This is a genomic window from Citrobacter sp. wls615 (genome assembly GCF_005281355.1).
Lineage (GTDB): Bacteria > Pseudomonadota > Gammaproteobacteria > Enterobacterales > Enterobacteriaceae > Citrobacter > Citrobacter werkmanii.
Genome location: NZ_SZXM01000045.1, coordinates 139,420 through 152,415, shown reverse-complemented (window position 1 = coordinate 152,415; position 12,996 = coordinate 139,420). Strand labels below are relative to the sequence as shown.

Here is a 12,996-nt window from a genome sequence, read left to right as displayed (position 1 = left end):
AGCTGGGGGTTTTCTGTGCACAAAAAAACAGGAGCCATCAGGCTCCTGTTTGCTTTTGGGGATCTCACGATTGGTTAGTCGGTACTTTCAATAGCCGATTTCGCACTGGCAGGCAGTAAGCCATCTGCGCGAAACATCGCTTTGATGCCGCGGATCGCCTGGCGGGTACGGTCACGGTTTTCAATTAAGGCAAAACGCACGTGTGTATCGCCATAATCACCAAAGCCAATCCCCGGCGAAACGCATACTTTCGCTTCGTTCAGCAATTTTTTGGCAAACTCAAGTGACCCCATCGCGGCATATTGCTCAGGAATTTTCGCCCAAACGTACATTGAGGCCTTTGGCATCTCAACCATCCAACCGGCCTCATGCAGCCCTTTAACCAGCACATCGCGACGGCGTTTATACTGCTCGGCAATATCCCGTACGCATTGCTGATCGCCTTCCAGCGCCGCGATTGCCGCAACCTGCAACGGTGTAAACGTCCCGTAATCGTGATAGCTCTTGATGCGCGCCAGCGCATTGACCAGCGTTTTATTGCCGACCATAAAACCGATACGCCAGCCCGCCATGTTGTAGCTTTTCGACAGGGTGAAAAATTCAACCGCGACATCACGAGCGCCTGGTACCTGCATAATCGATGGCGCTTTCCAGCCATCGTAAACGATATCGGCATAGGCGAGATCGTGAACCACCAGCACGTCATAGCGTTTAGCCAGCGCGACGACTTTTTCGAAAAATTCCAGCTCGACGCACTGTGCTGTCGGGTTGGACGGGAAACCTAAGATCATCATCTTCGGTTTCGGGTAGCTTTCACGGATCGCGCGCTCCAGCTCATTAAAGAAATCGACACCTTCCACCAGCGGCACTGACCGTACCTGCGCCCCGGCAATCACCGCACCATAAATATGGATCGGATAGCTCGGGTTGGGTACGAGAACCGTATCACCATGATCGAGCGTTGCCAGCATCAGGTGCGCCAGTCCCTCTTTGGAACCAATAGTCACAATCGCTTCGGATTCGGGATCAATTTCAACGTCATAGCGTTCCTGATACCAGCGGGAAATCGCCCGACGCAGACGCGGAATGCCGCGAGACGTGGAATAGCCATGCGTGTCCGGGCGCTGCGCCACGGTACACAGTTTTTCAACAATGTGAGGAGGCGTGGCCCCATCCGGGTTCCCCATACTGAAATCGATAATATCTTCGCCGCGCCGACGCGCAGCCATTTTCAGTTCAGCGGTAATGTTAAAAACGTAAGGGGGAAGGCGATCAATACGCGTAAAGCGACGTTCAGGGCGGGAGTCAGCCATAATATCCTCAGATTAACGTTAGCGCCCGGACCGTCCGAGCGACGCTGCCACGATGGTGGCACGTTTAGAAAATAGCTTGAATAATTTCCTTCTGTCGAGAGGCAATACAAAATATTTTTTTCGGCACAAATGAGGAACAAGTAAAAAAAATGAGGAAATATTCAATTTCACACACAGCTAAAAATTACCATCATTTAACATTTTGTTGTGAAAAACATTACCTTGATCTTTGCGCTTAGAAGACAGGTATTGTAAATACAACAACAATGCAACAATCCCCTTTTAATATTAAGGTTTTTCCTCATTAGCCGCAGGCTGAGCGGGCGCTGGTCATCCAGACTCAGGTTGCCTATCATAGAGGTTTAACCCCTGCGCAAGAGTCACCCGTGCACGAAATATTTAATATGCTGCTGGCGGTATTTGACCGGGCAGCGCTGATGCTGTTTTGTCTGTTTTTCCTGATTCGTATCCGCCTGTTTCGCGAACTGTTGCACAAGTCAGCTCACTCCCCGAAAGAGTTGCTCGCCGTCACCGCGATTTTCTCGATGTTTGCCCTGTTCAGTACCTGGTCCGGCGTACCGGTTGAAGGCTCACTGGTTAACGTACGTATTATCGCGGTCATGTCAGGGGGAATTCTGTTCGGTCCGTGGGTCGGCATCATTACGGGGCTCATCGCCGGCACCCACCGCTACCTGATTGATATTGGCGGCGTCACCGCCCTACCCTGCTTTATTACCAGTATTCTGGCAGGCTGCATTGCCGGGTGGATCAACCGTAAGATCCCCAAAGCGCAACACTGGCGCGCAGGTATTTTAGGCGGAATGCTGTGCGAATCCCTGACCATGATCCTCGTCGTTGCCTGGGCGCCTACGACCGCGCTGGGGCTGGATATCGTCTCGAAAATCGGTATCCCAATGATCCTGGGCAGCGTCTGTATTGGCTTTATCGTTATGCTGGTTCAAAGCGTGGAAGGTGAAAAAGAAGCCAGCGCCGCGAAGCAGGCCAAGCTGGCGCTGGATATCGCCAACAAAACCCTGCCGCTTTTCCGTCACGTCAACAGCGAGTCGCTCCGCCAGGTATGCGAGATTATTCGCCATGATATTCATGCTGATGCCGTCGCTATTACCAATACCCAGCACGTTCTGGCCTACGTTGGCGTGGGTGAACTGAATTACCGCGATAACGATGATTTCGTCAGCCCGACCACGCGACAGGCGATCAATTACGGTAAAATCATCATAAAAAACAATGATGAAGCGCATCGGACACCGGAAATACACTCCATGCTGGTGATCCCGCTGTGGGAGAAAGGCGTTGTTACCGGCACGCTAAAGATCTACTACTGTCACGCTCACCAGATCACCTCCTCATTGCAGGAAATGGCCATCGGCCTGTCGCAAATTATCTCGACTCAGCTTGAGGTTTCTCGGGCGGAACAGTTACGCGAAATGGCAAATAAGGCAGAGCTAAGAGCACTGCAGAGTAAAATAAATCCCCATTTCCTGTTTAACGCCCTGAACGCTATTTCCTCGTCGGTGCGGCTTAACCCGGACACTGCGCGTCAGCTCATTTTTAATTTGTCGCGCTATCTTCGCTATAATATTGAATTAAAAGATGATGAGCAGATCGACATCAAGAAAGAGCTGTATCAAATCAAGGATTACATCGCCATCGAACAGGCCCGTTTTGGCGACAAGCTGACGGTTATTTATGATATTGATGAAGAGGTAAGCTGTTATATTCCCAGCCTACTGATTCAGCCGCTTGTTGAGAACGCCATCGTCCATGGTATTCAACCCTGCAAAGGGAAAGGCGTGGTCACCATCAGCGTTGCAGAGTGCGGGAACCGGGTACGGATTGCCGTGCGGGATACCGGCCATGGTATTGATCCGAAAGTAATTGAGCGGGTCGAATCCAATGAAATGCCGGGGAATAAAATCGGCCTGTTGAATGTGCATCATCGCGTTAAGCTGCTCTACGGTGAAGGATTACTGATCCGCCGTCTGGAGCCAGGCACAGAGATTGCCTTTTATGTGCCTAATCAGCACTCGCCCGCAGCCGCACCGGCCACATTATTGCTTTAACCAGGAGTGAAGTCGTGAAAGTCATCATTGTCGAAGATGAATTCCTGGCCCAACAGGAACTAAGCTGGCTGATAAAAGAGCACAGCCAGATGGAGATTGTCGGTACATTTGACGACGGTCTTGACGTGCTGAAATATCTCCAGCACAACCGCGTTGACGCTATTTTTCTGGATATCAATATTCCCTCGCTGGATGGTGTACTGTTGGCGCAAAACATCAGCCAGTTCGCGCATAAGCCCTTTATTGTGTTTATTACCGCATGGAAAGAGCACGCTGTAGAAGCTTTCGAACTGGAAGCCTTTGACTATATTCTGAAACCGTATCAGGAATCGCGCATTGTCGGCATGCTGCAAAAGCTGGAGGCCGCCTGGCAACAGCAGCAAGCGGGAACCTCACCATCTAGCCCAGCTCCCCGTGAAAACGATACGATCAACCTGATCAAAGATGAGCGGATCATCGTAACCCCGATCAACGACATCTACTACGCTGAAGCCCATGAAAAGATGACGTTCGTCTACACCCGGCGCGAGTCGTATGTGATGCCAATGAACATCACCGAGTTTTGCAGCAAACTGCCTGCTGCGCATTTCTTCCGCTGCCACCGCTCATTCTGTGTGAATTTGAATAAAATTCGCGAGATCGAACCCTGGTTTAACAACACCTACATTTTGCGCTTAAAAGACCTGGAATTTGAAATCCCGGTGAGTCGGAGTAAAGTGAAAGAGTTCAGACAGTTAATGCACTTATAGCGCAGAGAAAGAGCAATGAAAGAGCCAGGCCTGCCCGCCGACCAACAGTTTTTTGCCGATCTGTTCAGCGGCCTGGTGTTAAACCCGCAGCGTCTGGGGCGCGTATGGTTCGCCAGGCAACTAGCCACATTACCGACCGGCAGTTTATGTATTGACCTGCCCCGCCTGGATATCGTGTTGCGCGGAGAGTACAGCAACCAACTGGAAAAACAGCAGCACAGCCTGGCGGAAGGCGACATGTTGTTCATCCCGGCGAAAGCGGCGAATTTACCAGGCAGCGATAAACCGGTGATGCTCTTGAGCCTGGTATTTTCACCGGCCTGGCTGGGCCTCTCTTTTTATGACAACCGAACCGCATCGCTGCTACGTCCCGTACGTCGCATTGAGTTACCGCATCCGCAGCGCGGTGAAGGCGAGGCGATGCTTACCGCATTAACCCATTTAAGCCGCTCACCACAGGCCCAGGATATTATTCAGCCGCTGGTGCTGAGTCTGCTGCACCTGTGCCGCAGCGTGGTAAACACCCGGCCTGATATAGCGCGCCCGCGCTCTGAATTTCTCTATCACAGCATATGTAATTGGGTCCAGGACAACTATGCCCAGCCGCTGAACCGGGAAAACGTAGCGCATTTTTTCAATATCACACCGAATCACTTATCAAAAGTATTTACCCAGCATGGCACCATGGGATTTGTTGAGTATTTGCGGTGGGTGAGAATGGCGAAGGCGCGCATTATCTTACAGAAATATCATTTGTCGATTAGCGAAGTCGCACAGCGTTGCGGGTATCAGGACAGTGATTATTTTTGCCGCCTGTTCCGCCGTCAGTTTGGCCTGACGCCGGGCGAGTACGGCGCGCGTTTTCAGTCAGCACGTTGATTGAGGCAACACCAACGAGTTAGTCATATCCACTTGTATCGTTGTAAAATAATGCCCTTTCGCGCATAACGTGCAGGCTTACTCAACAAAGTGAATATTCGATGAAAAACAGACGTGCACTTTCCCTGATGTGTCTTCAGATGCTGGAATCAGGTGCGGATCGTCGGACCGTAAAAAGAGCGCTCACCGCCCGACGCGTCAAAGGTCGCCAGGCGGTAGTACTGCTCTGCAAACAAGAGATGACGTTGTTAAGGGCCGGGAAACTGCCGATTCAACACACCGCAGATTAATAAAATTCCTCTTGTAAAAGCGTTTTGCCCAGCCTGCAATCCCATTACCGTAGGCTGGAAAACGCTCCTCACAGTGGCGTTTAAAACGTCAGTTCCGCCTGCAGCAACGCCAGAATGCTTTCGGCATCGGTCGCGGCAAACAACGACTGGCGGAACTGCTTGTTCACCAGCTTACGCGCCAGCTGCGAGAAGACCTTCACGTGGTTAATGCCTTCATCAGCCCCCAGCGTTAGCATGATCACCAGCTCAACATCGCCCATCTCGGACTGCCAGTCTATCGGCTGAGCAAGCCGGGCAATGCTGATACTGGAATGGTTGATCCACTGGGATTTAGTATGTGGGATAGCAACCCCGAAACCAACGGCAGTAGTCACTATCTCTTCGCGCTGCCAGACATCTTCCTCCAGCTCAAACGGATGTTCGGTGCGTCCATTTACCCCAAGATTGCCACATAAGAACTGGATCACCTGCTCTTTGTTGGCAAGAGGCTCGCCAACAAAAATATTCTCCAGCGCCAGTAGCGGGCGCACGTCTTTCTGCGGTGCAAACTGGTTCAGCAAATCTTCTATCTCCTGAGCACTGCGACACTCGCAGGCCTGCATAGCGAGTTCGCGACACGCCTGGCCGTCCAGTTGACGAAGCTGACTTTTCACCGCCGGGATCCGTGGGCTGCTCATACTTAACTCGTCAAGCCCTAAGCCCAACAGCAGCGGTAGGTAACGACTTTCCCCGCCCAGTTCACCGCAAATGCCTACCCATTTACCGCGTTCGTGCGCCACGCGGATAATCTGCTGCAACATCCGCAAGAACGAGGGCGTAATCGGGTTATATAGCGGCGACACGCGAGGATTATTACGATCGACAGCGTACAGATACTGGGTCATGTCATTTGAACCAATGCTGAAGAAATCCACCTCGTCACAGAAGTGGTCGATGATGTAACACACCGACGGTACTTCAACCATAATCCCCAATGAAATTGTCGGAGCATGACGTAAACCCTCCGCTTTCAGCTCCACCAGCGCTTTTTGCAATTCGCTTTTTACCCATAAAATCTGGTCGAGGCTGTGCACCATCGGGATCATCAACTGCGCATTACCGAAGGTGGCCGCGCGTAAAATGGCGCGCAACTGCGTGCGAAACAGCTCGGCAAATTCGGGATAAATCCGCACCGCGCGATAGCCCAGGAACGGATTTTCTTCTTGCGGAATATTGAGATAACGGATGTTCTTATCGCCGCCAATGTCCATCGTGCGAAAGATAACCGGCTTGTCGCCCGCAGCCAACAACACCTGTTGGTAGGCTTCAAACTGTTCCTGCTCGTCGGGAGCGCTGTCGCGATCCATAAACAGCATTTCTGTGCGAAACAACCCAATCCCTTCCGCGCCATTGGCAAACGCCCCCGGCGCTTCCAGCGCGGTGCCAATATTCGCTGCGACGTCAATTCGTTGATTATCTTTTGTTAACGCGGGCTGGGCGGCGTCAAGGGCTTGCCGACGCTGGCATTCATCAGCCAGCTTCTGCGCAATCGCGTAGTAGCCGCGAACCGCCTCGTTTGGATTAATGGCCAGGACGCCACATCGGGCATCCAGTACCGCGGGTTGCCCGGCATAGCGGCTAATCGCTGCCAGCGGCAAGCCGCTAAGCACCGGAATCGCCGACGCCCGAGCGAGGATCAGCGTATGCGAGGTGCGCCCTGTTTTCTCAAGGATCATGCCTGACAGATGCTGCAAATCGAGGCTCAAAAACTGACTGGGCGTCAGATCTTCAGCCACCAGAATCGTTGGTTTTTCCAGCACCAGCGCATGGCGTGGCCGCTTTTCAGGCCAGGTAATGTGCAACAATTGTTCGCTGATATCACGGATATCGCTAACGCGTTCACGCAGGTAATCGCTGCCGGAAGCCGACAGCTTATCGCATACTTGTTCCATATTGGCGATAATCGCCGCCCCCAGCCCCAGATGCTGCTCGAGCATTAATCGGCGAATATTCCCGGCGAACTCATCGTCCTGAATCAGAGACAGATGCGCGCTGAGAATGGTTTTACTCTCACCATCGCGCTCGCGCAGTTGCTGATTGAGCAGCTCCGCCAGCGTCGCCAGACTGTGCTCCAGCCTGGCGTTGTCTTCCGCACTCGCCGCAATCGCGCGATAGCTCTCCAGATTATCACTCTGCCACAGCGTGAGCTGACCTGCCCCCACGCCGCCTGCCAGCACGGTGCCATACAGCAAATCCGGGTTGAGCCGAATCAGCGAACGCGGCAACGGATGCGCCGCCAGTTCCGCCGCCCCAGGCTGAACGCTGTCGCTGTCGATAAACCGCTGCTGAATGTACTCCTCCAGCGCCCGTCTGGCCTGTTCTTCATCATGACCGGTGATGGTTAAGCTACAGCTGTCGTTAAACAGCGTCCCGGTGCCAATCAGCGCCAGCGAGCTTTTCGCATCCGCTTTGGCGTTTTGACGATGGTTGAAAAACATCACCTCACTTTGCCACTGGCTGCACTGCTCTTTCAGCTCCCATGCTGGACGCGCATGCAGGCCATTGGGTAACGGGCAAAGAAATTGAATCGTTAGCATAACAACTCCTGATTAGCGCGAAATCAGCACCTGAAGTCCGTCAGATGAGCCACGGTTTCGCACGTAAGATGTGAAATAAGCGCCGACAGCAACTGCTGCGTCTGGATGATGTCACGACAGTCGGCAATCGATGCCGCACAGTGCCCATGCCGCGTGGCTGGCCCCATAACAACCGTCGGGATCCCCGTTCCGCTGACGTGTACAGCCCCGCCATCGGTGCCGCCATTACTGAACATATCGAGCTGTAACGGTATACCCGCGTCAGCGGCCACACTTTCAATCCATGCCGTCAGCTTTGGCGGCGCAATCAGCGATTTATCGCTCAACACCAGCATCGGGCCTTTGCCGAGCTGTCGGTGGTTGGCCGCGCCACAATCAAAATTTTTCGCCCAGCAGGCGGTGTCCAGCACGATCGCTACATCGGGGGCAACTGCACGCGCGGCCGTTTGCCCTCCGCGCAGTCCAACTTCCTCACTGGAACTGGCTACCAGCCACACCTCGCAAGGGAGATCGGCGCCATGCCATTCGCGCAGCAGCGCGACCAGCAAATAACATCCAAGCCGGTCATCAAAGGCTTTGCCCATGACGCGTTGGTGCGGCAAAACCTGAAAAGTCGTGTCAAAGGTAACGCGATCGCCTGGGTGCACGCCGGCCTGAAGTACTTCGTCATAAGATCGAGCGCCAATATCTACCCGTAGCGCATTCACCTCATTGCCACTGCGCTCTCCGTCGAGCAGACCCGGGATTTTGCTCTCTTCGCGAGTGGTAATTCGCACCGGCTGCAACTGTCTGGCCGCCATACGCACATTTCCCACCGGCAAGACATCGATCGCTCCTTCGCTGGAAATACTGCGCACAATAAATCCCACTTCATCCATATGCGCACAGATCATTACCTTCGGACCGGTTGATTCATTCAGGCGGATCAACACCGATCCTAACCCATCGAAGCGCACTTCTTTGTGCAGACGATCTGCTTCTTCGAGCAAGATCTGTCGCACCTCCTGTTCTGAGGAGGCGATCGCATCAGCCTCGCTCAGCGCCTTCAGTAGCGATAAGTCCATCACGCCTCTCCCGTGTGTAACAATGTTTTCGCCATGGTGTAGAGCACCTCGCCGCCGTCTGGCGTAACCAGTACCACGTCCTCAATACGCACTCCGCCCTGCCCCGGCAGATAAATACCTGGCTCAACGGTGAGCAGCATTCCCGCCGCCAGAGGCGTCGCATCGGTGGGTGAAAAACGTGGATTTTCATGGACCTCAATGCCGATAGCGTGTCCGGTATTGTGACCAAACTCATTACCATAGCCCGCCTGCGTAATAACTTGCCTGGCTGCGGCGTCCACCTCATTGCAACGCGCGCCGGGTCGGATTGCCGCCACCGCCGCCAGTTGCGCTTCCAGTACAACCTGATAAATCGAAAATAGCGCGCTTTCTTCTGCAGGTTGGTTGGCGTCGGGTAGGCGAAACGTTCGCGTCATATCTGAACAATACCCCTGATACTGTGCGCCAAAATCCAGCGTAATGAACTCACCCGCCTCGACACGCTTGTCGCTGGCTTTGCCGTGCGGCAGCGCCCCGCGCCAGCCGCTGGCGACAATGGTGTCAAAAGAGGCTTTATCTGCGCCGAGCGTACGCATGTACCACTCCAGTTCGGCGGCAATCTCGCGCTCACGCAGACCTGGTTTAATAAAACGCCGTATGTGTTCAGCGCTGAGGTCGGCAATCCGACAGGCTTCTCGGATACAGGCTATTTCCTGGGCCGTTTTCACCTGCCGAAGCACGTCCGGCACGGCGCTCACCAGTCTTCCATGCAGTTTGTCTGCCCATGTCTTTGCCGTTTCCCAGCTTACCTGCTCGCCTTCGAACCCCACCGTCTGCAGCTTTTCGTCAGCAATGATGTGATTCACCCGTGAATACAACGTCTGCGTGCCATCGAGGAGATGGATCTGGTAGTCCTGAGTACGCGTAGCGACATCGGTGTAATAACGGGCATCGACCAGGATATGCGCGCTTTCATGGCTGATAAACACATACCCTGAACTGCTGGAGATCCCCATATGCGGCTGTTTATTCTGTCGCGATGACAGCAGCATCGCATCAAGATGTTGCGCCGTCAGCCAGTCACGCAGCGAGGCAAGTAAGCTCATGGTTACAATCCTTTTGATCAGAGGCTTTCAATCAGCAATTTGCCTTTGCGGTACATCAGATGACGCAGGAACACCACCATCAGCGCGGTAATCACCGCACCTAACAGGATCCCTGCCATATAGACACCGAGATTGGTCACCAGCGGCCATGCCCAGATCGCCGACTCAGGGAACCACTGCACCGCACCCAGCCAGACGGCAGCCGTCGATCCGACAATGGCTCCAACCATGTAGGAGGGAATTGCTGTGATGGGGCTTTCCAGCGCAAACGGGATAGCCCCTTCGCTGATGCCCATAAATGCGAGGAACATTGCCGTTTTTCCCTGCGGGTAGAGCTGGGCGCTGAACAGACGCTTACCCGTTAAGCGGCGGTCAAGCAGCGTTGCCAGCCCGAGGCCAATCGGCGGAATAACAATCGCAATAGAGCGCGCGGTGACCGGCAGAACGTGATCGGTGGTAAAGCTGAAGGCGACAAATCCAGCGGCTTTATTAATCGGCCCGCCGAGGTCAATCGCTGTGGCCGCGGAAATCCCCATCGCATACATCAGCGTGCCTTTCTCTCCTGCTGCGGTCAGCAGAGTACGGATGCCGCCGTTGATCCAGCCGCCAAACGGCGTGATCACGTAATACATCGCCAGCATGACGAAAATGGCAGAGAGAATGGGCAGCAAAAAGGTGGTCTTAAACGCCAGCAGGAAATCAGGGAGCTGGATTTTTTGGTTCATCCATTTCACCAGATACCCGGCAACAATCGAGATAATTAGCGCGCCAATAAAGGTGGAGGGTACGGGTGCACTGGTTACCCATTGCAGCGTTGATGTGTCAAAATTCAGCAGCTGCGTAGGCTGAGTAGACATCAGCCCACCGATGAACCCCGCCGGAAACGCCAGCTTGCCGCCGATGGAGTTGGCAACGAACGCGGCAAACATCGGAATAGCAAAACCAAACAGCACGCCGCCAAAAGATTGCGACAGCCAGGCAAACTTCAATAATGAGAGATTAAAACCGGTAAATTTTCCGCTGTTCAGCGCATCCATGATGCCAGTGTCAGCAGGAATATCGAGCCAGCTATAAGCGATCAGTTGCGAGAAGGCGAGAATTACCCCGCCCATAATTAACGTCGGCACCATGCGTGAAATACCCGACATCACATGTTGCGGAAGTTCGCCCCAGAAGCTGTTGCGGGAGGCCGGTGGATTTTTTATTGCCGCTGCCGCACCAGATGCGCCAGGCACAACGGTTGCACTGCGTTTTTTAATGGCCATACGTAGTTCCCTGTCGATGATTATTGTTGTTCAGCGGCAACCATCTCTTCGATCTCTTTAATGATGCCGGCCGCATTTTTTATCGCGTCCTGTAGCGTAATTTCGTAGACATCACGCGACTCAAAACGCTCGTTATCTTCCGGAGTTACGGCAACTGAATGGATGATTAACGTCGCCTCAGCAATATCCTGCGCCGTCAGACGATTTTGAATTCCGTCAGCGCCCTGAGTTTCGATTTTCACTTCATAACCGGCTTCAACCGCCGCTTCTTCCAGCGCCTGCGCCGCCATAAAGGTGTGAGCCAGCCCCATCGGACACGCACAGACAGCAATTAATTTTTTGCTCATATTCATTTCCTCGTAATAGTTAACGAGAGAAATTATGGTCCGAGGCAAGTAGGGACCGTTATCAGACAAATAATGCTTTTACTGGACATATAATCCAGTAATCAGGAAGTGTGACGAAGGTCGGAAAGCTGGTCGGCAGGCATAAAAAAACCGCGTGATTTACGCGGTTATGCGGGGGAGTGATTGAGGAATTAAAGAATATGCCCCAGCGTCTGGCGCAGATGTGCGCCGGAGCCAAGCAGACCCGGATTATCATGCACAATCAGATACACCGGAATATCCTGAACATAGGCTTTAAAACGTCCTTTATCTTCAAACCCACCGCGGAAACCGGAAGCTTTAAAGAATTCAAGGAAGCGCGGCACGATCCCGCCAGCGATATACACGCCACCAAACGTGCCCAGCGTTAACGCCAAATCGCCGCCAAAGCGTCCCATAATCACGCAGAACAGCGACAGCGCGCGGCGGCAGTCGATACAGGAATCTTCCAGCGCACGGGCGGTGATATCCTTCGGCTGCAGATTTTCCGGCAGGCGACCGTCTGATTTGACGATGGCGCGATACAGGTTCACCAGTCCGGGTCCTGAGAGCACTCGCTCAGCAGAAACATGACCGATTTCCGCTCGCAGGACCTCGAGGATAATCCCCTCTTCTTCGCTGTTAGGCGCAAAATCCACGTGCCCGCCTTCACCGGGCAGGCTTACCCAGCGTTTATCAACGTGCACCAGGTGCGCCACGCCGAGTCCGGTTCCTGCGCCATAGACGGCTATCGGTTTACCTTCAACAGGTTCCGCGCCACCAAACTGGATCAAATGCTCTTTTTTCAGCATGGGGATTGCCATCGACACGGCGGTGAAATCATTGATGATTTCCAGATGGCTAAAGCCCAGATTTTTTTTCATCTCCGCAATAGAGAATGCCCAGGTATGGTTGGTCATTGCCACCCAGTCGCCGGTGATCGGACAGGCAATGGCAATGCAACCATCTTCGACGCTGACGCTATGCTCATCCAGGTACACGCGCACCACGGCCTCCAGACTGGGGTAATCCAGCCCGGAATACGTTTTTGCCTGCGAAATCTCGCCGCTGGCAATGTCGCACAGAGCAAGACGTGCGTTGGTGCCGCCAACATCACCTACTAAAGCATATTTTGTCATTCTTCCACTGCTCCGCTAAAGTCAGAATAAATCTTTGCCACACTGTAAATTCATGGGGGCATAACAACAACGGCCTGAAGGCTGATGCCCGTAGAAAATCGATCCAGATCACACAATTACTTTATCGTTTCAGCACCATTTGCAGCGATGCGGCCGCGCAGGCTGTGCAAACTATATCTATGACTCT

11 protein-coding genes are annotated in these 12,996 nt (G+C 53.3%); 4 read left to right on the top strand and 7 right to left on the bottom strand.

Annotated elements, in window-relative coordinates:
* Positions 1-74: 74 nt before the first annotated feature.
* Positions 75-1,313, bottom strand: a complete 1,239-nt coding sequence (alaC, locus tag FDX04_RS12965) for an alanine transaminase (RefSeq protein ID WP_042306985.1) — start codon at positions 1,311-1,313, stop codon at positions 75-77.
* Between the two features lie 386 nt (positions 1,314-1,699).
* On the opposite strand from alaC, the gene FDX04_RS12960 reads away from it, so the two are divergent.
* From FDX04_RS12960 to FDX04_RS12945, 4 genes are all read left to right on the top strand, one after another.
* Entirely contained in the window at positions 1,700-3,397 is a 1,698-nt protein-coding gene (locus tag FDX04_RS12960) for a sensor histidine kinase (protein WP_071888159.1), read from the top strand.
* Positions 3,398-3,411: 14 nt separating this feature from the next.
* Positions 3,412-4,146 (top strand): LytTR family DNA-binding domain-containing protein, encoded by a 735-nt coding sequence (locus tag FDX04_RS12955; RefSeq protein ID WP_137360986.1) that lies wholly within the window; start codon positions 3,412-3,414, stop codon positions 4,144-4,146.
* A gap of 15 nt (positions 4,147-4,161) precedes the next feature.
* A complete protein-coding gene (locus FDX04_RS12950) occupies positions 4,162-5,025 on the top strand; it encodes a helix-turn-helix domain-containing protein (protein WP_061382148.1) in 864 nt (287 codons plus the stop codon).
* Positions 5,026-5,126: 101 nt separating this feature from the next.
* Positions 5,127-5,315, top strand: coding sequence for a hypothetical protein (locus FDX04_RS12945; RefSeq protein WP_137360987.1), 189 nt, complete (start codon positions 5,127-5,129; stop codon positions 5,313-5,315).
* A gap of 80 nt (positions 5,316-5,395) precedes the next feature.
* Here the strand turns inward: FDX04_RS12945 and ptsP are convergent, their stop codons facing one another.
* The 6 genes from ptsP to glk form a co-directional block, all read right to left on the bottom strand.
* The gene (gene ptsP, locus FDX04_RS12940) at positions 5,396-7,891 is read right to left on the bottom strand and encodes a phosphoenolpyruvate--protein phosphotransferase (protein ID WP_137371052.1); all 2,496 of its coding nucleotides are present in this window, start codon (positions 7,889-7,891) and stop codon (positions 5,396-5,398) included.
* A gap of 23 nt (positions 7,892-7,914) precedes the next feature.
* A complete protein-coding gene (ypdE, locus tag FDX04_RS12935; protein ID WP_042306974.1) occupies positions 7,915-8,955 on the bottom strand; it encodes an aminopeptidase in 1,041 nt (346 codons plus the stop codon).
* Positions 8,955-10,040 (bottom strand): aminopeptidase, encoded by a 1,086-nt coding sequence (ypdF, locus tag FDX04_RS12930; RefSeq protein ID WP_137371051.1) that lies wholly within the window; start codon positions 10,038-10,040, stop codon positions 8,955-8,957. Before ypdF ends, ypdE begins: the two co-directional genes overlap by 1 nt.
* A 17-nt stretch (positions 10,041-10,057) precedes the next feature.
* Positions 10,058-11,305, bottom strand: a complete 1,248-nt coding sequence (locus FDX04_RS12925; protein WP_137360991.1) for a PTS fructose transporter subunit IIC — start codon at positions 11,303-11,305, stop codon at positions 10,058-10,060.
* A gap of 20 nt (positions 11,306-11,325) precedes the next feature.
* Positions 11,326-11,652 (bottom strand): PTS fructose transporter subunit IIB, encoded by a 327-nt coding sequence (locus FDX04_RS12920; protein WP_003028254.1) that lies wholly within the window; start codon positions 11,650-11,652, stop codon positions 11,326-11,328.
* A gap of 191 nt (positions 11,653-11,843) precedes the next feature.
* Positions 11,844-12,809, bottom strand: coding sequence for a glucokinase (gene glk, locus FDX04_RS12915; protein ID WP_038642435.1), 966 nt, complete (start codon positions 12,807-12,809; stop codon positions 11,844-11,846).
* Positions 12,810-12,996: the final 187 nt, after the last annotated feature.